Genomic DNA, 23,464 nt, shown 5'->3' with positions numbered 1-23,464 from the left:
AAGGATGCATGGAATTAAAAAATCGATGCAATTAATTGGAAAGAGACGCAATTACGTAGGAGAACGACGCAATAAATCGGAAAAAGACGCAATTACGTAGGGGAACGACGCAATTAATCGGAAAAAGACGCAATTACGTAGGAGAACGACGCAATAAATTGGAAAACGACGCAATTAAGTAGAGGAACGACTCAATAAATCGGAAAAAGACGCAATTCCAAAGGGGAACGACGCAATAAATCGGAAAAAGACGCAATTACGTAGGGGAACGACGCAATAAATGGGAAAAAGACGCAATTAAGTAGAGGAACGACTCAATAAATCGGAAAAAGACGCAATTCCAAAGGGGAACGACGCAATAAATCGGAAAAAGACGCAATTACGTAAGGGAACGATGCAATAAATCGGAAAAAGACGCAATTACGTAAGGGAACGATGCAATAAATCGGAAAAAGACGCAATTACGTACAGGAACGACGCAATAAATGGGGAAAAGACGCAATTAAGTAGAGGAGCGACGCAATAAATCGGAAAGAGACGCAATTACGTAGGGAAACGACGCAATAAATCGAAAAAAGACGCAATTACGTAGGGGAACGACGCAATTAATCGGAAAAAGACGCAATTCCAAAGGGAAACGACGCAATTATTAAAAAGGGGATGTCCCAATTACCCTCGAGTGACCCCGTAATCATTCAATGACCGGAACAAATACAATATCAAAAGTGATTTCTGCAAATAAAGCTCTCTTTATCCCGTTAAACAAGCCCCTTCCCCACACAAAATCTCTCCCCCTTAGTTTATTTTTTCAGGCAAAGGCCATAATAAGAGGTTGAAGGGTGTGAAAATATGAGTTGGTGGATTTGGGCATTAATCATCGTTATGGCACTTATTATGTTTATTTTATTTGTTCTCATTATTACGAAGCTGACCGTTACTCTCTCTTTGTACCACGGGAATGACAATGACCATTTCAAAGTGAAGCTGAGGGCATGGTTTGGCTTGCTAAAATATACAATCGATATCCCGTTAGTCAAACTCGATGACGATGGTCCGAATATCGTGTTAGAAGAAGAACAGAAAAGAGGCAACGAAAGCAATCCATCAAAGACAAAAGCTTCTAAAAAGAAAATCACTCCACAAGATTTTATAGATAGTTTGTATGATACGAAGGAGATCATCATACATGTTCAGTCACTTCACAGAATCATCCGGTCATTTCTCAAAAAGGTCAAACTGGATCATGTGCAGTGGAAAACGTTATTCGGCACTGGCGATGCAGCTTCAACAGGGACGTTAACAGGGACGATATGGGGGATGAAAGGGAGTATCATCGGGATTCTGAGCGGTTATGTGCGCCTTCAATCCATGCCCGTCATAGAGGTGACTCCGATGTTCCAGCACGCTGTGATCCAAACGCAATTTTCATGTATTATCCAGTTTCGGATAGGGAATGCTATCCTAGTAGGTTTCAAGATACTTCGGTACTGGAGAGGCGGTATGGCTAAGTTCAAGACAAAGCCCCTTTCCACACTTTCTGGAGAAAAACATTCAGTTTAATAAGGAGGTCTTTATATGTCAGAACATCCTATTGAAGGTCTAATGACCACGGCAATGGAAAATTTAAAAGAAATGATCGATGTGAATACGATTATCGGTGATCCCGTTGAAACACCCGATGGAAGTGTCATCCTGACAGTATCAAAGGTTGGCTTTGGATTTGCTGCAGGTGGAAGTGAGTTTATCATTGATGGTAAAGGAAAAGAGGATGGTGGCGGAAAAGGCGGAGACGGCGGCAGTGACAAATCATCCCCTAAACAGCAGCCATTCGGTGGAGGTAGCGGGGGCGGTGTCTCGATCACTCCGATCGCATTCTTGATCGTCAGCTCAAAAGGAATCAAGATGCTTCACTTAGATGAAAGCACTCACCTGATCGATCGCCTGCTGGATCTCGCTCCCGGTGCCATCGAAAAGATTCAGGGTATGATGAAAAAGGACGATAACAAGCAGGACAATAATAGTCAGGGTAATCACAATCAAAAACTTGATCTGTAAAAGATGGAGAGCTTACTCGAGTATGAGTGAGCTCATCTTTTTTTTGAAAAGAACCCCTATGATTTGCTTTACCGTATCGTTTTTCTGTACTATAAACATGTACATATTATTATGGAGGAGGAACAAATAATGGCAAATATTACGTTTAAGAACAATCCTGTCACTCTATTAGGTAATGAGGTAAAAGTAGGGGACAAAGCTCCTAACTTCACAGTATTAGCTAATGATTTATCGGAAGTCACACTGAATGATTCCAAAGGCAAGGTGCGTTTGATCAGTGTCGTTCCTTCCATCGATACAGGTGTTTGTGATGCACAAACACGAAAATTCAATGAAGAAGCAACAAAGTTTGATAATGTAGAAGTATTGACGATTTCCGTGGATCTTCCGTTCGCTCAAAAGCGCTGGTGCGGGGCAAACGGTATCGAAAATGTTCAAACTCTATCCGACCACCGCGATCTTTCTTTCGGTGAAGCATTCGGCGTACACATCCAAGAACTACGTCTGCTTGCCCGTGCAGTATTCGTAATCGACAGCAACGATGAAGTGACATATGTGGAATATGTAAGTGAAGCAACAAACCACCCGGATTATGATGCTGCCGTTGAAGCAGTGAAGAACGCTAAATAATTTTGTATTAACTGCACATTTTTTAGACATGCTGACCTCATTATCGGAAGGTCAGCATTGTTTTTTTTACAAACTCCTGGGACAAAGGTAAAATAGATGAATGAAATTGTGATAAAGGAATGAATGCCGATGATTAATTCGCCAGTCGAATCATTATTTGGAATAATCGATGAAACTGCTACACTGCTGCAAGAGGAACTGGCATGCAGTTATTTAGAAGCTGTTGCAGAAACGGGAGAAAACCTTTTTCAGGGGGACGTCCTGCAAGAAGAAGTCAGTGAACTGACTAAGAAACGCCTGAACAAGAAGTATGATGAAGTGAGTCTTTCTCAGCTTGAGAATGAAAATATCCGTAAAGCCTTTCAATTCGCGATCTTAAAAGGAATGAAAGAAAACGTTCAGCCGAATCATCAAATGACCCCGGACTCTCTTGGTTTATTTATCAGCTATTTAGTCAATAAATTCACCCGAGGTATGGACAAACTTACCATCCTGGACCCGGCGATCGGAACAGGAAACCTCCTGACGACGGTTTTGAATCAAATGCCAGGAAAAGAAACACAATCCATCGGGGTGGAAATTGATGAAGTATTGATCAAGCTCGCATACGTGGGGGCCGATCTTCAAAAACACCCATTACAGCTCTTTAATCAGGATTCAATCGAACCTCTGTTCATCGATCCTGTAGACCTTGTGTTATGTGACCTGCCAATTGGCTATTACCCGAACGATTTACGTGCACAGGACTATGAACTGAAAGCAGAAGAAGGCCACTCGTATGCCCACCATCTGTTTATGGAACAAAGCCTGAAGCACACGAAAGACGGAGGATACCTTTTCTTCATCGTGCCAAATGGACTATTCGAATCTCCATACAGCACACAGCTGCAAACGTATTTGAAAGAAAAGGCTGATATCCAAGGCTTCTTACAGCTGCCACTTTCCCTATTCAAAAATAAAAACTCAGCGAAGAGCATCCTGGTCCTTCAAAAGAAAAAAGAAGGCCTACAGCCTCCTAAAGAAGTATTGCTTGCTCAGCTGCCAAGCTTATCGAATCAAAGAGCCCTGCAGGACATCATGTCTAAAATCGATCAGTGGCTTGCACAGAATAAACAATAATATTTTACAGGACTGCCTCTTGGCGGTCTTGTTTTTTTTGTGTGTTTTACTCTTCTTCTTTTACGGGTATGAAGGAAACGAGGCATTCGATTTTGGGTCATCGACCGATATACGGATTTATCAACCTTTATAGGGATATATCGATCGTTATGCACGATTCGACAAAATTTGCACAAGCCCCTATCATCCATCTCCCACCGTTACTTCAAATTCTAACTTTTGCGAAAATATTTAATTTAACATGAAAACGATGTCATTTCAAGCTTTTTCTTGAAATAGATGGTAGTCAGTGATTTAATGGGGAATTGAGAGATAAAAAATGATTCAATGAACAGAATAAATAAGAGTCAAGAGATCGAAAAACAAAAGGAGCGATACAACGTGGCAAAAAAAGTGATTGCAATTAATGCTGGAAGCTCTTCTTTAAAGTTTCAGCTTTTTGATATGCCTGAAGAAACGGTCATTACCAAAGGTCTGATTGAACGTATCGGGTTGAACGATGCGGTTTTCAATATAACAGTGAATGATGAGAAGCGTGAAGAAGTAACAGATATTCCGAACCATGAAGTAGCGGTTAAAATGCTGCTTGAAAAGCTGACAGGCTATGGCATCATCAACTCACTTGATGAAATCGATGGAATCGGTCACCGTGTCGTACACGGCGGAGAAGTCTTCAATGATTCTGTACTGATCACAGACGAAGTCATTACGAAGATCGAAGAACTATCTGATTTGGCGCCTCTTCATAACCCTGCAAACTTAACAGGTATCAAGGCATTCCAAAACGTGCTTCCGAATGTTCCTGCGGTTGCAGTATTTGATACGGCGTTCCATCAATCCATGCCGGAAAGCTCATTCTTATACAGCCTTCCTTATGAGTATTATGAAGATTTCGGAATCCGTAAATATGGTTTCCACGGTACGTCCCATAAGTATGTATCTCAGCGTGCAGCTGAAATGCTTGGCCGTCCGGAAGAGCAAGTGCGCCTGATTTCTTGTCACCTAGGTAATGGTGCAAGTATCGCGGCAATCGAAGGCGGTAAATCAATCGATACGTCAATGGGCTTCACTCCTTTAGCAGGGGTTGCCATGGGTACTCGTTCAGGTAATATCGACCCGGCCCTTATCCCGTTCATTATGGAAAAGACAGGATCAACGGCTGATGAAGTATTAAACATCCTGAACAAGAAATCCGGTATGCTTGGTGTATCCGGGTTCTCAAGTGACCTGCGTGACATCGAACAACAGGCATCTGAAGGGAACGAGCGTGCGGAATTGGCTCTGGAAGTGTTCGCAAACCGTATCCATAAATATATCGGTTCATATGCATCCCGCATGTATGGTGTAGATGCAATTGTCTTCACAGCAGGTATCGGTGAAAACAGTACCCTTATCCGTGAAAGAGTTCTTCAAGGACTGGAATTCATGGGCGTATACTGGGATCCTGCACGTAACAAGGTCCGCGGTAAAGAAGCATTCGTCAACTACCCGCATTCACCTGTAAAAGTCATGATCATTCCGACAAACGAAGAAGTCATGATTGCACGTGATGTAGTGGAAAAAGGGAATATCTAATGTAAGCAAACAGGGTTGCCTTGATGGTGACCCTGTTTTTTATATAGGGGAAACAAATAACAGAGTATTCAAAAGACTATCCTGGTGAGAAAAGAATTGTCGTCTATATATATGGTATACTATACGTAAATTACGGAATGTAAGGAGTGGGAGAAGTGAACTGGTCTGAACGAGATAAACAAGTATGGCAATCCATCAAAGCCTGGAAAGAAGAATTATATGAATACGAAGCGAATGATTTAGAACATACATATGTCAAATGGCTGGATTACGCATTTGAATCAATCCCTGAACATGTTCAGGACCAATTTTTTCAACGCCTTGATGGCTGGTTGTTTCACATGCATTCTCTTATTCAAGGCTCACAGATGCAAAACGACGCCCGTGAGCGCATCCTTGTCACGGCAAGAGCCTTTAATCAGGACGTTCAAACGGTTGAAGATCTTCATTTTTTAACGATTGATCAGCTTCACTACATAGCGGAACAGCATGCTGGCCGTCACCGGATCTATTCATTATTTCAAGGGGGGGTAACGGGAACCGGGGGGCTGGTGGCATTGGGCTCGGATTTGCCTGCCATGGCCGTCATCAATATCCGTTCGGTTCAGCTTATTGCCATCACCTATGGTTTTGATGTACAAACTCCTTTCGAGATGATGACGTCACTGAAGGTGTTTCATGCCTCGACACTTCCTTCCCGACTTCGTGCACTTGCCTGGGAAGATCTAATGGAAGATCTGAATAAAAAGGATTCTAATTACTTTTATGATGGATCAGAACAGCTGACAGACTACACGTGGCTGGAAGGGCCCATGAAACAAGCTCTGAAAGGGTTAGCCATCACAATGTTTAAAGGGAAGAAGTGGTCCGGGTTACCTCTTGTCAGCATCGCCATAGGGGCAGGGGTCAACTATCAGCTTTCGAGAAAGATCACTGATTTTGCGGAAAAATACTATCAATACCGTTATTTGCGTCAAAAGAAGAATCAATAAAAAGTAGAGGGGACGAGGTGGCCACATCGTCCCCTCTTCTTTTTTTAGCACTGGGTTTTTTCCGGGTTGGTTCGATACCAAATCCATAAGTCATTGATTTGTGATGCTCTTTCAGAGATCTCGCCATTAATTCTACATGATTTGTCAAAGTCCTCTTCCTGAGACAATTCTCCTTGAAGTTGTTCAATTTCAACTTCAATTTCATGAATTCTGTCAGGAATGGCTCCTCTCACACGCTCCCATTCCAGTAGAACAGATTCTTGTTCCTGTGACGAATAGGCATGCCATTCATTCGTGAGATATGGAAGATGTATTCTTAACCTTGAATTATATACGAAAAAATCTTTCACCATAAATTGTGAACTCCTTATGATTCATTCTACATTCATCCTACAATATTTACCCTTATAAGCCCAGTACAAAGCGGATTGTGAAATCCTCTTATAAAATATTTATACAAATTCATGAATAAGTATTGATGATTCTCTGATAAACTGCTAATATAAATTCATCCTAAAGAATAATTATTCAATATATATAGATTAACAGGAGGAGATACGGATGAATAAAAAAGTGGTATTAGCCTACTCAGGTGGTTTAGATACGTCGGTTGCGGTTCAATGGTTAAAGGAAAAAGGATATGAAGTGATTGCATGTTGCCTGGATGTTGGAGAAGGAAAGGATCTGGATTTCGTTCAAGCAAAGGCGTTGAAGGTAGGAGCTTCAAAAAGCTATGTCATCGATGCGAAAGAAGAATTTGCGAATGAATATGCCCTTCTTGCATTACAAAGTCACGCTCTATACGAAGGGAAATATCCACTGGTATCTGCTCTTTCAAGACCTTTGATTGCGAAGAAACTTGTGGAAATCGCTGAACAGGAAAATGCTACAGCGGTCGCACATGGATGTACCGGAAAAGGGAATGACCAAGTGAGATTTGAAGTATCCATCGCTGCATTGAATCCTTCCTTAGAAGTGATTGCACCGGTTCGTGAATGGAAATGGTCACGTGAAGAGGAGATTGAATATGCGAAGGATAAAGGGATTCCTATTCCAATCAATCTTGATTCCCCTTATAGCATCGACCAGAATTTATGGGGAAGAAGCAATGAGTGTGGAGTTCTTGAAGATCCGTGGGCCGCTCCTCCAGAGGATGCCTATGATTTAACGTCCAGTATCGAACAATCACCAAACGAAGCGGATGTGGTCGAGATTACATTCTCGCATGGAGTACCTGTTGAATTAGATCACGTCGCATATCCACTTCATGAGATCATTTCCAAACTGAATGTCATCGCTGGTAAGCATGGGGTCGGACGTATCGACCATGTGGAGAATCGCCTGGTCGGGATCAAGTCCCGTGAAGTGTACGAATGTCCAGCAGCCGTCACGCTGTTAAAAGCTCATAAGGAGCTGGAAGATCTCACGCTTGTGAAAGAGCTTGCTCATTTTAAACCTGTGATCGAGAAGAAAATGACGGAATTGATTTATGAAGGATTATGGTTTTCCCCACTGAATAAAGCACTGAAAGCATTCCTTGATCAAACGCAGGTGTATGTGAATGGTGTCGCACGTGTGAAATTATTCAAGGGGCATGCGATCGTGGAAGGAAGAAAATCACCGAATTCTTTATATGATGAGAAACTTGCGACTTACACAAAAGCGGATGAATTCGACCATGATGCTGCCGTTGGATTCATTCAATTATGGGGTCTGCCGACAAAGGTTTCAGCAATGGTCAATGCTGAAAAGAAGGAGAAAGTGACTCTATGAGCAAGCTCTGGGGAGGACGTTTCACCAAGAAGCCGGAAGAGTGGGTGGATGAATTCAACGCATCCATCTCTTTCGATCAGGAGCTCGTTCTAGAAGATATTGAAGGCAGCATCGCCCATGTAAAAATGTTGAAAAAATGCGGGATCCTGACTGACAGTGAAGCAGATCAAATCCTGGACGGACTTCATGTACTCTACGAAAAGGCCGAAAAGAATGAACTTCAGTTTTCTGTCGAGTATGAAGATATTCACCTGAATTTGGAGAAGCAGCTGATTGATCTGATCGGAGAGGTCGGCGGTAAGCTTCATACAGGTAGAAGTCGTAATGACCAGATCGCGACCGACATGCACCTATTTCTAAAGAGACGCGTTGAGGAAATCGTTACACTAGTTGAGGATCTTCAGCAGGCAATCATTGTTCAGGCCGAAGAAAATGTTGAAACGATCATACCTGGGTATACTCATCTTCAGCGTGCCCAGCCGATTTCCTTCGCCCATCACCTTATGTGTTATTTCTGGATGATTAACCGGGATAAGGAACGACTTGTTGACTCTCTTAAAAGAATCGACATATCCCCATTAGGCGCAGGGGCACTGGCTGGGACGACATTCCCGATTGACCGGGAATTTTCAGCCGAGCTGCTTGGCTTTGGGGCATGCTATGAAAACAGTCTGGACGCCGTAAGTGATCGTGATTTCATCCTGGAATTCCTGAGCAACAGCTCGATTCTGATGACCCATCTATCCCGTCTGGCTGAAGAGATGATCCTTTGGTCCACAGAAGAATTTCGCTTCATCGAGCTAGATGACAGCTTTACGACTGGAAGCAGCATCATGCCTCAAAAGAAGAACCCTGATATGGCGGAGCTTGTCAGAGGGAAGACAGGAAGAGTGAATGGGAATCTTATTTCCCTTCTTACCGTTTTAAAAGGCTTGCCTCTTGCATACAACAAGGACATGCAGGAAGACAAAGAAGGTATGTTTGATACCGTTAAAACGGTGGTGGGATCCCTGAAGATTTTCACTGGAATGATCTCTACGATGAAAGTGAACACGAAACAAATGGAGAAAGCGGTAGGGAACGACTTTTCCAACGCGACGGAACTTGCCGATTACTTGGCGACGAAAGGGATTCCGTTCAGACAAGCCCACGAAATCGTCGGTAAGCTGGTTCTCTATTGTATTGAAAAAGGCTGCTATCTGAAGGATGTTTCTTTGGAGGAGTATGGTGAGTTTTCTTCATTGATTGAAGAAGATATTTATTCGATTTTGACTCCATATTCGGCGGTTGAAAGAAGAAAGTCTTATGGTGGTACCGGGTTTGAACAGGTGAAGGTTCAGATTGAGAAGGGGAAATCTCATGTGAAATCCTTCAGTACTCAATCTGTGTAAAAAAAGAGCTGTTGAATGTAGAGTCTATCTCCATTCAACGGCTCTTTTGGTTATGATAATAATTCCTCTTCTAATTCTTCTGTCCGAACTACGAGAACATCACAATGGGCAGCACGTGTGATATGCTCGGACACACTTCCGATAAGGAATCGTTCGACGGCGTTGAGTCCGGTTGCGCCGCATATGATAAGGTCTGCTTTGACGTTCTTCGTTGCTTCTCTGGGGATGATCACTTTCGGGGAACCGTACTCGACATAGGTTTTCACTTTTGTTAAGCCTGCTTCTGCAGCATCTGCTTTGTACTCATCTAACAATTCTTCAGCATACTTGATAGCTCTTTCTCCTACTGTGCGATCATAGGATTCGATCGCCGCAAAGGAACGGGTATCGATGACATGAATCAATGATAATGTTGCATCATTACGTTTAGCGATGGCAATCCCTTTTTTGAACGCCCATTCTGCTTCTTTGGATCCATCAACGGCTATTAATATGTTCTGATATTTTAAACTCATTGTTATCCCCTCCTTACCCTTATCATACTATATTTTTCCACTCATATCTGTAGCTAATTTTCGAACAATAAAAGGGAAACGACTACTTATTTATAAGGGGGAATCGACATGAAGAAGAGGGATCCGAAAGAGCAGTTTTCATATGACGAGCAGGCAAATGAACAGGTGAGCCAGCAGATCATGGATTCTTATACGAGCGGGGTCATTGATACGGAGAATGGTCAATATAGTACGTATGAGAATGAAGAGAATGAGAAGTAGGTAGTAAAGATACCTATTTTCTACAAGCTTTCATGCTTAGTTTAAAATATGTGGAGCTGAATAAAGGCAGTCGAGAGCAAGCAGGATATTTTCCTGCTTGCTTTTTAATGGATGTCATGGACTGATTTTTCTTATATCAATAAGAGAATGTTATGATTGTCCTTTCAGTTTTAATATTATTCGAAAACCCCTTTTTACAGTAAAATGAAAGTGATGGGAAAATATGTTATACAGGAGATTCTACTTTGTTGTATAAGGGAGCTACAATAATGAAAGCAGTTATTCAAAATGAGTTCGGAAAATCAGATGTACTTGTATTCGCTGATGTGAAATGCCCGGAAATAACGGATGATGAAGTGTTGATAAAAACCGCATTTACCAGTGTGAATTATGCAGATATCAAGTCACGGAAAGGTACTAAAGTAGAGGGGAACTTCCCCTTCACTCTTGGATTGGATGTTACGGGAACCATTGTGAGGGCGGCAAAATCGTCTACCTTTTCCGTCGGTGACCGTGTCATCGCCTTTCCCATAGGTGGCTCATACGCAGAATATGTGAAGGCAAATCAACAATTGGTGTTCAAAATCCCTGACAGTCTTCCTCTTGAACAGGCTGCTGCCATGCCGACCGTATCAATCTTGTCTTACCTTCTCTTACATGAAGTCGGTCAAGTGAAAAAGAGCGATACGATCGTCATCCATAGTGCTGCCGGTGGCGTAGGTTCTATGCTTGTACAACTAGCAAAACTTGCTGGGGTAGAAACGATCATTGCAACAGTGGGGAACATTCGGAAAGAAAACTATGTGAAGAACTTAGGTGCAGATTTCGTTTGTACATACGACTCTTTTAAAGAGGAAGTCCTTACGAGCACATGTGATCAAGGAGCAAATGTCATTTTCGATTCAGTAGCAGGTGAAGTCACTTCCAGGAGTCTCGAGTGTTTGGGTCTATATGGAACCCTTGTTCAATTCGGCAACAGCAGTGGAAAAGCCGGTACCTTTAAAACAAGCGATGTTCATAGTTCCTGCAGAAATGTAAAAGGCTTCAGCTTAGGAACGACCAGGAAACATCGACCGGGACTTTTGGCTCCTGTTGCTGATCAGGTAATAAAGTTATTTGCCTCCAAGAAAGTCATCCTGCCCGTCGCACAGATCTTTGAATTGAGAGATGCAGCAAAAGCGCATGAATTGATAGAGAGTCGTGATTATGAGGGGAAAGTGCTGATTAAGGTATAAATCCTTGCTGAGAAAGATGTCTCAGGTTAAAAGATCCGTTACCCTTGAAATTTCTTAGTAGGGAGTTAGAATGATGATGATTAAAGTGATTACGTGTAAAGTGAGCGAGGAAAGGAAGGAAGATTTTTTCGAAGAACAGAAAATTTGGAAAGCGCTGAGTCCGCTGAACGGATTTTTGGGTCAGGTTGGTGGGTGGAGTGATCAGGACCCTTCTACAGCCTGTATTTTTGCTTTTTGGGAAAATGAAGAAGCCTATCAGTATTTTATGGATAATGTACATGACGAAATCCTTCTCCATTCAAATCAATCGAGTACCTATAAGTCTATAGATGTATCATTATATGAGGAGAGTTTTACGGTCCCTGGTTCGGAAAAAAAGATAACTCATGTTTTAGAGAAAGCTAAATATGTTCGAGTGGCCAGGGCACTAGTGAAACCTGGACATGCAGATCATTTTATTGACATGCAAAAGACGATTTGGAATCCAGGAATGAGCGCAGCTGAAGGGTTTCTTGGGGGATCGTTTGCTATTTCTAAAAAGAGAGTGAGAGATTTTCTGGTGTTTACCTGTTGGGGAAATGAGAGATTCCATCAAAAATATGTGGAAAAGCATTTTCCAGCTTTAGTTAAGGAAACCAAAATGCAAACCGATGTGCAGGAGATTATGGGGGAAGAAGTTGTACTTGAAGAAGCGTGGCGAGTACTTCCCTTCAATAATGGTGGTTAATCTATCATAGTGATAAACTCGCCAACCTTTAGTGTGATGTATAGTACAATCTACCAATTTATAAGTAAAGGAATAACTAAAGAGTCTACCCGAAGACGTTATCTAATATTGTCTTCGAGTAGGCTTTTTTGTGAACAATGTCCCTACCTCACCCCCGACAACCCCCGATTAATAAACCGGTGCAAGATCCCCGCCATCTCTTCAGGCGTCTTATCCATGCCATTCTCCACCCAGTTTTTAATGACGTGAATGCTTCCGCTCACCATGAACATATTGATGTATTCATAGGTTTCTTGATCGATCCTGCTGTCGGTGATCCAGTTTTTGAAGATGAATTCATGGGTGATGATCATGCCTTTTTTGAGAAAGTACATATCGCTGTTCTCGCTGAGAAGTGCCTCGCAGATGTCGCTTTTGTCGGCGATGTATTCGAATAGTTTTTCGGTCATTTGGAGGGCTTCTTCTTCTTTTGAAAAGTTGTATTGGCTCAGTGTGACGGTCAGGTCCTCGATGAATTCTTCTTCGATTGCTTCGAGCAGTTCGTATTGATTTGAGTAGTGGGCATAATAGGTGGATCGGTTGATGTCTGCTGTTTCGCAGATTTCTTTGATGGTGATGCTTGAGATTGATTTATCCTGCAGTAGTTTCAAGAGGCTGTCCTTTAAAACCATGCGTGTATATTTTTTTCGTCGGTCCATTTTTGAGTTCAAAGATCAACGTTCCTTTCATGCTTTTTGTGAGATATCCAACACACAAGAATGATGTGTTGAGTATTGAACATTCCTTATGCAACTGTCCGTTGAATATCCAACACGGTGTTTATTATAATGATAAGGTGAAAATGTGAGAGATACAAGTGAGGTTGAGAAATGATAAATTTAGCAGCATGGATCATAAAGCATAAGAAAGCTGTGTTGATTGCGTTTATGCTGGTGACGATCCTGTCAACGGTTGCGCAGTTTTTTGTGAAGGTCAATTATAATATGGTCGATTATTTGCCCGATGATGCCCAGTCGACACAGGCCATGGACATCATGGAAAAGGAGTTCACGGGTGACGTTCCTGATACGCGGGTCATGGTTACGGGTGTGACGATACAGGAGGCACTCGAATTTAAAGAAAAGCTGGAGAACATTGACGGAGTATCGGATGTGATCTGGCTGGATGATATGGTCGATCTGAAGACGCCTTTGGAAGTGGCGGACAAGGAGACGGTCGAGAATTACTATAATGATCAGAATGCGCTGTTTTCCATCAGTGTCGCTACCGGCGATGAGGTCCGGATCACCGATGAAATCTATGAGCTAATCGGTAGTGATGGTGCGATTGCCGGTGAAGCGGCCAATACGGCAAGTTCTCAGAAAATGGCCGGAAGTGAATCGATGTACGCAGGGATGTTACTGGTTCCCCTCATTATTTTGATTCTGGTCGTCTCAACGACTTCGTGGATCGAACCGCTGTTCTTCCTGACTGCGATCGGGGTGTCGGTCCTCATCAACCTGGGAACGAATATCTTCCTTGGGGAGGTTTCCTTCGTCACCCAGTCGGTTGCTCCGATCCTGCAGCTGGCGGTGTCCCTGGATTATGCGGTATTCCTGCTTCACAGCTTCTCCGATTACCGGAAAGTGACGGATGATCCTGAAGAAGCGATGAAGCTTGCCATGAAGAAGTCGTTCCCGGCGATCACGGCAAGTGCGGCAACGACGTTCTTCGGATTTATCGCCCTTACATTCATGGAGTTTCAAATCGGATCGGATCTCGGGGTGAACCTCGTGAAGGGGATCGTCCTGAGCTTCATCAGTGTGATGGTGTTCCTGCCAGCACTGACGTTAGTTTTCTATAAATGGATGGATAAGACGAAACATAAGAGTTTTGTTCCAAGCTTCGCGGGTATCGGGAATAAGGTGCTGAAACTGAAGGTACCGAGCCTGATCTTTGTATTTGCCATTTTGGTTCCTGCCTTCCTGGGGCAAACGAATACGTCATTCATTTACGGGTCAGGTGAGCAGCCGGAAAACACCCGTGTCGGGAGTGACTTCAAGAAGGTGGAGGAGACATTTGGTGAGACGACACCGATCGTTCTTTTAGTTCCAAAAGGAGATACGGCCAAAGAAAAGGAGCTCGTGGAGGACATCGAATCCCTTGATTATGTGACTGGAGTCATGGCGTATGTTAACCAGGTTGGCTCTGAGATCCCTCCTGAGTACCTGGATAAATCGATCACCGATGAATTCTACTCTGAAAATTACAGCCGGATCGTCATTAATACGAATCAGGGTACGGAAGGAGAGGTTCCTTTTTCAATCGTAGAGAAGGTGGAAGAAGCGGCGGCGGATTATTACGGGGATAAAGCTCTGGCGCTTGGGGAGAGCGTGACGCTTTATGACATCAAGAATACCGTCAAAAAGGATAATGTGGTCGTGAATGTGCTGACAGTCGTGACGATTGCCCTTGTGCTTCTGTTCAGCTTTAAATCGATTACGATTCCGGTGGTGCTGCTCATCACGATTGAAGCGGCCGTATGGATCAATCTGTCGATTCCATATTTCACGAATACACCACTCGTATTTGTAGGCTACTTGATCATCAGTACCGTACAGCTTGCCGCGACGGTCGATTATGGGATTTTATTCACAGAGGCTTATACCCATTATCGAAAGGAAATGCCTGCTAAAGAAGCAATGGTGAGAACCCTGGATGAGAAGACATTCTCGATTTCGATTTCGGCAGCGATCCTTTCGAGTGTCGGCTTTATTTTGTGGATCACCTCCTCCAATCCGATCGTTGGATCCATCGGTCTATTGATGGGCAGGGGGGCGCTGCTAGCCTTTATCATGGTCCTCTTTGTCCTGCCGGCGATGCTGTTGGTATTCGATAAAGTCATTAAGAAAACAACGTATAAAGCAAATTATTATGAGGAGAAATGATGATGAGAAAAAAACAATTACGCTATTCTGCACTCGCATTGATGCTATTCTTGCCTTCATTTCTTAGTGTACCCGCCCAAGCGGCAATGGAAGGAAAGGTCACTTCGAAGGATGAAGTCGTGTACGCGACATTGGACGCAGCTGGAGACCTGGATTCGATCTATGTCGTGAATACCTTCGAGGTAGCTCGTGCCGGAAAGATCCTCGATTACGGGGAATTCAGCAGCGTCAAGAATCTGACGGATCTGAAGAAGCTTGAGCTGGAGGGGCAGAAGGTTGAAGTGGATGCCCCTGAAGGAAAGTTCACGTATCAAGGAAACATGAAAGAAGATACAAAGTTACCATGGGATGTGAAGGTATCATATAGCTTGGATGGGAAGAAAATGGATCCATCACAACTTGCAGGAAAAAGCGGACATCTAGAAATCAATATCGATACTGCTGAAAATAAGAATGCAGGTACCGTATTTTATGAAAATTATTTATTGCAGGTTTCCCTGAACCTGCCGAATACGTATGAGAACATCGAAGCGGCAGACGGAATGGTGGCGAATGCTGGGAAGAATAAGCAAATCACCTTTACCGTCATGCCTGGAAAAGAGAAAAAGCTAAGCGTGGAAGCGGATGTAGTGGACTTTGAGTTCGAAGGAGTTCAAATTGCGGCTGTCCCTTCCACACTCCCAATCGATACGACGGGAACAGAAAATATGACCGATGACATGTCGGAGCTATCTGGTGCCATCGGGAAGCTAAATACCGGGGTGGCCGACCTGAAAAATGGTGTGTCCCAATTGAACGATGGGGCATCGAGCCTGCGTGATGGTTCGGCTCAATATAAAAATGGCATCAGTGAATTGAACGGTTCTTCGTCTCAAATTGTCGGAGCCTCGAATTCTATCGGCGATGCACTGCGAACCATCAATCAGTCACTGGCTGCGAATCCTGCCGAAATGGATTTATCAGCTTTGAATGAGCTGCCGGCTGGTTTGGCACAATTGGCAGATGGCCTGACACAAGCCGCGAATGGGTTATCGACCCTGCAGAAGAACTATTCTTCAGCCTACGCTGCATTGGACGGTGCGATGGCGGGAATCCCTTCTTCCGAGCTCTCGGAAGAAGAGATTGCCGCATTATATGAAAGCGGAGCGGAGCCGCAGGTAGTGGATAAACTGGTGGAGTCCCATCAAGCTGCGCAAAAAGTGAAGGGGACCTATGCAAGCGTCAAGGAAGCCTTCGCTGCCGTGGAACCAACCTTGAATCAGGTGAGTGGTTCCGTCAACGAGATGAGCGGACAGCTGACGTCTATCTCGAATAATCTGTCTGCATCCTTGAAAGAAACGGATATGAGCGGGTTTGCTCAGCTGCAAAAAGGACTGGGTGAACTGTCCGCCAACTACGGCGACTTCCACTCCGGACTGGTCCGCTATACAAAAGGCGTGGGTCAGTTATCCACTTCTTACGGGAAGCTTCACTCCGGCATTGCTGAACTGGCTGGAGGAACAAACGAATTAGAAGATGGAGTCGCAGATCTTCACAGTGGAACGAGCAAATTGCATCAGGAAACGAAAAACCTTCCTGACAAAATGCAAGAGGAAATCAATAAGATGATGGCTGAATACGATAAATCGGACTTCAAGCCTGTATCCTTCGTTTCCTCCAAGAACGAAAAAGTATCTTCCGTGCAATTTGTGATCAAGACAGAAAGCATTGAAAAAGAAGAAAGAGAAACAAAGAAGGCAGTGCCTAAGAAAGAAAAAGGGTTTTGGGATCTGCTGATGGATTTGTTTAAATAACCTGAGAGTATTTGCTGATTGACACAAAGGTGGTTGGTTTTAGTAACTACCTTTGTGTCATTTTTTTATTTATTTTCAAGGGCACACTCTCGTTAAACGCTGTTCTCATACTACGCGTGGAATGAATCTAAGCTTCAAACAGGTGATTCATACATAACAAAATCTCCTTTGACATACCTGCTAAAGAAAATTCGACAAGGAGGATCAATTATTCAAAAAGAGGATTAATAAATCCAATCTAGGATTAATAAATCTGGAACAGGATCAATAATCCCAAATTAGGATTGAAATCGGCCAGTCAGGATCAATTCTGCGGCAAAGGGACGCCTCATCTGAATGAACTGCCCCAAATCCGTCCCCATTCATCCGTTAAAGAGCATATTCCAGCTGAAAAAAAGACAATCTACATCATAGGTCTCCAGACTGATATATTTTTATGTAACAGGTCAGAGGAAATCGAAGGCCATCATATGGTACATTCATATCTGCATTCAAAAGAATAAACGATGAAATGGAGTTGAATGGGATTGCGAAAGAAAATTCAAATAATGATAGGCATCCTCCTTATATTGGGAGCATTGATAGCATGGTTCAGTCGTGGAGGAAGTGATACAGTGTATAAAGAAGTCCCTGAAGCAAAACAGTCAAAGGATTATAAACCTGAAATTCTTTGGCCGCGGACAGAGGCAGATAAAGAAATGGCAGGGGAAGCCAGTGGAGTAGCAGTCGATAGTAAAGGAGATATCTATTATTTACATCGGGGAAGTTCAGAATATGGTGGAGAAAGCTTAATACAAGAACCTGCCCTCATTGTGATTGACGGGGAAACAAAAGAGGTGAAAGACCGTTGGGGAAAGAATATGTTTGCATCCCCTCATGGCTTGGAAATCGATGATGAAGATAATGTTTGGATCACAGATATAACGCTGAACAAGGTGTACAAGTTTACACCTGATGGTCACTTACTGGCCACATTTGGAGATGACTATCCATTTTATATGGAGGCTGCTCTGCGGATAAGGAATGTACTTCCAAATCTTCCAACCGGGATGACTAAGTACACATTTGCCCGTCCTACAGATGTCACCGTTATGGAAGATGGTTCATTCGCCGTAAGCGATGGTTATCGTAATAGAAGGATTGTAAAATTTGATTCTGATGGAAATTTCCTTTGGGAGAAGAATGACCTGGGGAACGGTACGGGTGAATTCAACCTTCCTCATGGAATTTCTCATGATCAGAAAGGGAACTTGTTTGTGGCAGATAGAAACAATGCAAGAGTTCAGGTGTTGAACCAGGACGGGGAATTCCTGGATGCGTGGGAACAGAAGGAAATAGGTCGTCCTTTCGGTGTGGAAGTAGGGAATGATGGAAACGTGTATCTCGTAGATGGCGGTGATGCACTTTATCCAAACACAGGAAGAGGATCACATCAAGTAGTGATAGTAAATAAGAATGGTGAAATCATCAACCGATTTGGAAAGTGGGGTTCAAAAGCCGGGGAAATGAAGGTTCCCCACGATGTCGCGGTGAATCAAAATGGGGATATCTTTGTGGCAGAACTTCAGAATAACCGGCTGCAAGTATTCAGGGTCAAGGAATGATGGTAGAAAAGGGCACAGACGTGTGCTCTTTTTTTATTGCTTTGAAAGGGCTTGCGAAATTTCTGAAATCTATTATACTATTAATTAATTAAATGAATTAATTAATTAATTAGGGGGTTATATTAAATGAATATGGTAAAAGCTTTATTGCTTATAGGGGCATTAATAGGTTTAGGTGGATGTGGACCAGAAGAGTCCTCCTCAACTGTAGACGAAAAAAAGATCAATTCAAAACCTGAAAATCTTATTGTTTGGGAGGATATTGGGAAATCAGATGCCTTGGCACCAGCTATTAAGAGCTTCGAAGAAAAGACGGGAATAAACGTAGAAGTTAAAGAAGTAGAAATGTCTTCTCAAATGAAGGAGAGAATCAGGTTGGACGGACCCGCAGGCACAGGACCAGATGTATTTACCCTTCCTCATGATCAGATCGGACAGCTGGCCATCGAAGGAATTTTGAATCCGATTGATGTGAACGAGAAAATACTTAATCAGTTTACTGATTCTTCTATCGATTCCCAGACCTATGACGGGAAGGTGTATGGACTGCCAAAGGCTGCTGAGACACCGGTGCTGATTTATAATAAGAAACTTATGGGTCAGGCACCGGCATCCATGGAAGAATTATATGCCTTATCTAAAAACACAGAACCAGGCCAGTATGGATTTCTAGCAGTTTGGAATAACCTTTACTTTGGCTTTGGAGTCATGGGAGGCATGGACGGTTATATCTTTGACGACGAGGGTGGAAGTCTCAATCGGAAGGATATCGGGTTAAATAATGATGGTTCCGTTAAGGGAGCGGAATATATCAAGAAGTGGTATCAAGAAGGAATATTCCCTAAAGGATTATTCGGTGAAAATGGTGGAGCCACGATGGAAAGCTTGTTTATAGAGGGAAAAGCATCTGCCGTAATGGCGGGTCCCTGGGCGTTTAATAGTTTCAGAGAAGCCGGTGTAAATATTGGTGTGGCTCCTCTCCCGAAACTGCCAAATGGCGAACCGATGAAGACGTTGATTGGTGTCAAGGGTTGGCATGTCAGCAGCTATTCATCTCATGCCAAATGGGCACAAATGCTGGTCGAACATTTGAGTAGTGAAGAAAATGCCAGAATCCGTTTTGAAACGACAGGAGAAATCCCACCTGTCAAAAGCCTCCTGAATGATCCGCTTATCCAAGATAACCAAGAAGCTAATGCTGTTGCGATTCAATCCACATATGGTGTCCCAATGCCGAATATTCCGGAAATGGGAGAGGTTTGGGGACCGATGGGGACAGCGCTTGAGTTGATCACGTTAGATAAGAAGCCAACGGAAGAAGCTCTTGATGAAGCCGTTAAGACGATTCAATCTTCCATAGAAGCAAATCATCAGTAAGGAGGGAGGCGAATCGATGAATAGTGTCAGAAAAGAAGAACTTGAGACCTGTGATCTTACTGAAAAGCCCTCACATTCTCAGAAACAGTCACCGGGCACAAAACATCGAAGGCTTGCTGCGGTGTTATCGATGATACCGGGGCTTGGACAATTTTATAACCGGCAATTTGTAAAAGGCTTGATATTCCTCTTGATGGCTGGCTCGTTCTTTATTGCTTTTCATGATTTATTAGATATCGGGCTTTGGGGATTAGTGACACTTGGATCTGAACTGCCCCGTGATCATTCCATATTCTTGTTGATACAGGGAATCATTGCTTTGGTTGTTACGCTGTTGGGACTGGCGGTATATGGCTTCAACCTATATGATGCGTATCAAACAGGTAAAAAAAGGGACGAACGCCGTTCAATAAGCTCAGTAAAGGAGCAATACCGGAATCTGATTGACTCGGGGTTTCCATATATGATGTTAACCCCCGGTTTTCTCCTTTTGTTGTTTGTTGTTGTGTTTCCAATCATCTTCATGGTGCTCCTGTCATTCACGAATTATGACCTTTATCATTCCCCACCTGCCAAATTGGTAGACTGGACAGGATTTCAGAATTTCATTGATTTAGTAAAAGTAGATATTTGGAGGGAAACATTTCTCAGTGTATTTGCCTGGACCATTATCTGGACCTTTGCAGCGACAACTGGGCAAGTTGTGATTGGGATTCTGTTAGCAATCGTGATACAGCAAAAGGAAATATGGGGGAAGAGAGTATTTCGGACCATCTTTATATTACCTTGGGCGATCCCGGCTTTCGTTTCTGTCTTAATCTTCTCAGGTATGTTCAATGAGAGTTTTGGTGCCATTAATCAGAACATCCTTCATTTCTTTGGAGTTGATGCGGTTCCTTGGCTGACTGAACCATTCTGGACGAAGATTGCGTTAATCTTCGTTCAATGGTGGCTTGGCTTCCCATTCATCTTTGTGATGGTGACAGGGGTTATCCAGTCAATACCCGGAGAGTTGTATGAAGCTGCCGCAATGGACGGGGCTTCACGCTTTAGTCAATTTAAGAACATTACCCTGCCTATGATTCTATTTGCGACCGCTCCCATCTTGATTACACAATATACGTATAACTTTAATAACTTCAATGTAATCTATTTGTTTAATGGAGGAGGTCCTGCTGTTTCCGGTCAGAATGCAGGGGGAACGGATATCCTGATATCGTGGGTGTACGATCTGACTATGGCTTCTGCTCAATATGGTAAAGCCGCGGCCATTACAATGATTCTATCAATCATCGTCATTGTGATAGCTTTATGGCAATTCAGGAGAACAAAATCATTCAATGAAGAGGATATGATGTAATATGAAAGCAGCATGGTGGAATGGAATACGAATAACAATGTCATACGCATTTCTCTTTACAGCAAGCATCATCGTGCTTTATCCGGTCCTATGGGTCATTGGAGCTTCACTGAATCCCGGAGACAGTTTAACAAGCTCTTCCATCATTCCGGACAATTTCACGTTTGCTCACTATCAAACGCTGTTTGACCTTGAGAGTACCCCCTATCTTCTATGGTACTGGAACACCATTAAGATCTGTTTCATCACCATGATACTGGCCGTCATTTCTATTGGGCTGACTGCCTATTCGTTTTCACGTTATCGATTTAAAGGGAGAAAAAACGGCCTCCTTTTATTCCTGATTTTACAAATGGTGCCGAACTTCTCTGCTTTGATCGCGATCTATGTCTTTGCAAATATGACGGGTTTGATCGATACCCACCTTATCTTGATCTTGATATATGTCGGTGGATTGATTCCTATGAATACGTGGCTTGCGAAGGGGTACTTTGACACCATTCCCCAATCATTGGACGAATCGGCCACCATGGATGGAGCCGGTCATCTTCGCATCTTCTGGCAGATCATCATGCCATTGGCTAAACCGATACTTGCGGTGGTGGCTTTATTCAGTTTCATTACGCCTTTCACGGATTTCATATTGGCGACGATCCTGCTTAGATCCGAGGAGAAATATACCCTTGCTGTTGGACTTTATCAATTAATCAGTTCACAGTTTGGTAATTCATATACTCAATTTGCTGCAGGAGCTGTACTGATTGCTATTCCAATCAGTATTCTATTCTTCTCGTTGCAACGTTATTTCACTACCGGATTGACAGCTGGAGGAACCAAAGGATAACGGGATTCCATTGGTGATCAATGAGGAAGTCTGATATATTAGTCATATTAACGTTGGAAAAGGAATGGAATCATGGGATTAAAAGGGCAGAATACGCAAAGAACTAAACAATTTAACCGCTCCCTCGTCTTGAAGACGATGTTGAGAAACGGACCGATCTCAAGGCATCAGATTGCTGAGCTGACCAATTTGACCAGGGGGACCATTACGTATATAACCTCGGATCTTTTAGAAGAGGGCCTGATTCAGGAACAAGGGAGTCTCCCGGTTGAGAAGCAGGGGGCTGGCCGGAAATCCGTAGCCCTTACTCTACGGGATGAAGCCGCATGGGTGATTGGGATGCATATTGGGATGAAAGAAATCTCCATCGGGTTAGTCAGTCTGAACGGAAGGGTGAAGGATGTAGTCAGAAGCACACCTTCCAAAGAGTTTACGGTCGATGCCTACCTCCATTTTATAGTGGAAGAGTTAAAGACTTTCATTCATCGGCATTCAGATAATGTGATTACCGGATTAGGAATCGGGGTCAATGGGCCCGTGGATATTAAGAAGGGGACAGTTCTGGGAAACGAAGAGGAAGGCTGGCCGGAAATTCCCCTTTACGACTATTTACAGAACCACTTTTCGTTCCCGGTTTACGTAGACCGTGATGTCAGCTCCATGACGCTTGCAGAGAAGTTGTTTGGTGAAAGTAAGCATTTCGATCAGTTTATGTTTCTCTATGTGGGCCGCAGCCTTGGATCTGGGCTGGTATTAAATGACACACATTTCCGTAGTGGTATATCAGGTGGGGGAGAATTCGCTCACATGACATACCAACCCGACGGACGGCCATGCTGGTGCGGAAACAAGGGGTGTATCAATGAATATGCATCCTTGCAAGCTCTTGCCGAGGAACGGAAGAGTGACTCCATTGAGGAGTTAACACATTCTATCCTAGAAGGAAACGCAGAATCCATCGCTGCCCTGGAGGCTGCAGGAGAGAAGATTTCAGTTCCGTTATCCTCCTTCATCAATATCATTCATGTTCAGAGAGTGGTGATTGGAGGGCCACTGGAACGATATAATAAGGTTCTTGCCGATTTGATCAGCAGGGAAGTCAACAATCAGGCATACGTAGCTTCCTTACAGAAGGTCGATTTCCAGGCATCCAGTCTCGGCGAATATATTGAAGTCATTGGTGCAGGAAGCCTTGCCCTGCTGAATGGCATCTATCAATACAAAAGTTGAACATGCCATGCACGTGTTCAACTTTTTTTACCACTAATAGTTAATTCATTGAATCA

At 43.3% G+C, this 23,464-nt stretch carries 21 protein-coding genes; 18 read left to right on the top strand and 3 right to left on the bottom strand.

The window, feature by feature from the left end; translation table 11 throughout:
- Positions 1 to 849 precede the first annotated feature (849 nt).
- The 6 genes from AAEM60_RS17950 (at position 850) to AAEM60_RS17925 (ending at position 6,371) form a co-directional block, all read left to right on the top strand.
- On the top strand, positions 850 to 1,560 hold the full coding sequence (locus AAEM60_RS17950; RefSeq protein ID WP_299739280.1) for a DUF2953 domain-containing protein: 711 nt from the start codon (positions 850 to 852) through the stop codon (positions 1,558 to 1,560).
- Positions 1,561 to 1,575: 15 nt separating this feature from the next.
- Positions 1,576 to 2,055, top strand: a complete 480-nt coding sequence (gene ytfJ / locus AAEM60_RS17945; RefSeq protein ID WP_044339424.1) for a GerW family sporulation protein — start codon at positions 1,576 to 1,578, stop codon at positions 2,053 to 2,055.
- A 129-nt stretch (positions 2,056 to 2,184) separates the two neighbouring features.
- Positions 2,185 to 2,685 (top strand): thiol peroxidase, encoded by a 501-nt coding sequence (gene tpx, locus AAEM60_RS17940; RefSeq protein ID WP_149157128.1) that lies wholly within the window; start codon positions 2,185 to 2,187, stop codon positions 2,683 to 2,685.
- Positions 2,686 to 2,808: 123 nt separating this feature from the next.
- On the top strand, positions 2,809 to 3,804 hold the full coding sequence (locus AAEM60_RS17935) for a class I SAM-dependent methyltransferase (RefSeq protein ID WP_299739276.1): 996 nt from the start codon (positions 2,809 to 2,811) through the stop codon (positions 3,802 to 3,804).
- A gap of 381 nt (positions 3,805 to 4,185) precedes the next feature.
- Entirely contained in the window at positions 4,186 to 5,379 is a 1,194-nt protein-coding gene (locus AAEM60_RS17930) for an acetate kinase (protein WP_341356828.1), read from the top strand.
- A gap of 155 nt (positions 5,380 to 5,534) precedes the next feature.
- On the top strand, positions 5,535 to 6,371 hold the full coding sequence (locus AAEM60_RS17925) for an EcsC family protein (RefSeq protein ID WP_299739272.1): 837 nt from the start codon (positions 5,535 to 5,537) through the stop codon (positions 6,369 to 6,371).
- 44 nt (positions 6,372 to 6,415) lie between these two features.
- Here the strand turns inward: AAEM60_RS17925 and AAEM60_RS17920 are convergent, their stop codons facing one another.
- Positions 6,416 to 6,721 (bottom strand): hypothetical protein, encoded by a 306-nt coding sequence (locus AAEM60_RS17920; RefSeq protein WP_341358017.1) that lies wholly within the window; start codon positions 6,719 to 6,721, stop codon positions 6,416 to 6,418.
- 211 nt (positions 6,722 to 6,932) lie between these two features.
- Between AAEM60_RS17920 and AAEM60_RS17915 the strand changes: the two genes are divergently transcribed.
- Together AAEM60_RS17915 and argH are read left to right on the top strand one after the other, a co-directional pair.
- A complete protein-coding gene (locus AAEM60_RS17915; RefSeq protein WP_299739270.1) occupies positions 6,933 to 8,144 on the top strand; it encodes an argininosuccinate synthase in 1,212 nt (403 codons plus the stop codon).
- On the top strand, positions 8,141 to 9,535 hold the full coding sequence (gene argH, locus AAEM60_RS17910) for an argininosuccinate lyase (protein WP_341356827.1): 1,395 nt from the start codon (positions 8,141 to 8,143) through the stop codon (positions 9,533 to 9,535). The genes AAEM60_RS17915 and argH overlap by 4 nt, the downstream gene beginning before the upstream one ends.
- A 50-nt stretch (positions 9,536 to 9,585) precedes the next feature.
- Here argH and AAEM60_RS17905 read toward each other — a convergent pair whose 3' ends face one another.
- Positions 9,586 to 10,050 carry a universal stress protein gene (locus tag AAEM60_RS17905; protein WP_299739266.1) on the bottom strand — a complete coding sequence of 155 codons (465 nt, stop codon included), beginning with the start codon at positions 10,048 to 10,050 and terminating at the stop codon, positions 9,586 to 9,588.
- Between the two features lie 108 nt (positions 10,051 to 10,158).
- Here AAEM60_RS17905 and AAEM60_RS17900 point away from each other — a divergent pair, with 108 nt between their 5' ends.
- The 3 genes from AAEM60_RS17900 to AAEM60_RS17890 all read left to right on the top strand — a co-directional run bounded on the left by AAEM60_RS17900 (position 10,159) and on the right by AAEM60_RS17890 (position 12,273).
- Positions 10,159 to 10,311: a hypothetical protein gene (locus tag AAEM60_RS17900; protein ID WP_299739264.1), complete on the top strand. Its 153-nt coding sequence runs from the start codon at positions 10,159 to 10,161 to the stop codon at positions 10,309 to 10,311.
- 269 nt (positions 10,312 to 10,580) lie between these two features.
- The gene (locus tag AAEM60_RS17895; RefSeq protein WP_341356826.1) at positions 10,581 to 11,546 is read left to right on the top strand and encodes a zinc-binding dehydrogenase; all 966 of its coding nucleotides are present in this window, start codon (positions 10,581 to 10,583) and stop codon (positions 11,544 to 11,546) included.
- A 70-nt stretch (positions 11,547 to 11,616) separates the two neighbouring features.
- On the top strand, positions 11,617 to 12,273 hold the full coding sequence (locus tag AAEM60_RS17890) for a YdbC family protein (protein ID WP_341356825.1): 657 nt from the start codon (positions 11,617 to 11,619) through the stop codon (positions 12,271 to 12,273).
- Between the two features lie 143 nt (positions 12,274 to 12,416).
- Here AAEM60_RS17890 and AAEM60_RS17885 read toward each other — a convergent pair whose 3' ends face one another.
- Entirely contained in the window at positions 12,417 to 12,983 is a 567-nt protein-coding gene (locus AAEM60_RS17885; protein WP_299739259.1) for a TetR/AcrR family transcriptional regulator, read from the bottom strand.
- Positions 12,984 to 13,142: 159 nt separating this feature from the next.
- Here AAEM60_RS17885 and AAEM60_RS17880 point away from each other — a divergent pair, with 159 nt between their 5' ends.
- The 7 genes from AAEM60_RS17880 to AAEM60_RS17850 all read left to right on the top strand — a co-directional run bounded on the left by AAEM60_RS17880 (position 13,143) and on the right by AAEM60_RS17850 (position 23,408).
- Entirely contained in the window at positions 13,143 to 15,200 is a 2,058-nt protein-coding gene (locus AAEM60_RS17880; protein ID WP_341356824.1) for an MMPL family transporter, read from the top strand.
- Positions 15,197 to 16,993: a YhgE/Pip domain-containing protein gene (locus AAEM60_RS17875; RefSeq protein WP_341356823.1), complete on the top strand. Its 1,797-nt coding sequence runs from the start codon at positions 15,197 to 15,199 to the stop codon at positions 16,991 to 16,993. Before AAEM60_RS17880 ends, AAEM60_RS17875 begins: the two co-directional genes overlap by 4 nt.
- Positions 16,994 to 17,520: 527 nt before the next feature.
- A complete protein-coding gene (locus AAEM60_RS17870; RefSeq protein WP_341356822.1) occupies positions 17,521 to 18,597 on the top strand; it encodes a peptidyl-alpha-hydroxyglycine alpha-amidating lyase family protein in 1,077 nt (358 codons plus the stop codon).
- Positions 18,598 to 18,729: 132 nt separating this feature from the next.
- On the top strand, positions 18,730 to 19,974 hold the full coding sequence (locus AAEM60_RS17865) for an extracellular solute-binding protein (protein ID WP_341358016.1): 1,245 nt from the start codon (positions 18,730 to 18,732) through the stop codon (positions 19,972 to 19,974).
- Between the two features lie 130 nt (positions 19,975 to 20,104).
- Positions 20,105 to 21,334 carry a sugar ABC transporter permease gene (locus tag AAEM60_RS17860; RefSeq protein WP_299739675.1) on the top strand — a complete coding sequence of 410 codons (1,230 nt, stop codon included), beginning with the start codon at positions 20,105 to 20,107 and terminating at the stop codon, positions 21,332 to 21,334.
- Position 21,335: 1 nt separating this feature from the next.
- The gene (locus tag AAEM60_RS17855) at positions 21,336 to 22,178 is read left to right on the top strand and encodes a sugar ABC transporter permease (RefSeq protein ID WP_299739253.1); all 843 of its coding nucleotides are present in this window, start codon (positions 21,336 to 21,338) and stop codon (positions 22,176 to 22,178) included.
- A 72-nt stretch (positions 22,179 to 22,250) separates the two neighbouring features.
- On the top strand, positions 22,251 to 23,408 hold the full coding sequence (locus AAEM60_RS17850; RefSeq protein WP_341356821.1) for an ROK family transcriptional regulator: 1,158 nt from the start codon (positions 22,251 to 22,253) through the stop codon (positions 23,406 to 23,408).
- Positions 23,409 to 23,464 lie beyond the last annotated feature (56 nt).

Source organism: Rossellomorea sp. y25 (assembly GCF_038049935.1).
Classification (GTDB): Bacteria; Bacillota; Bacilli; order Bacillales; family Bacillaceae_B; genus Rossellomorea.
This window is presented reverse-complemented; position numbering and strand designations above follow the sequence as displayed.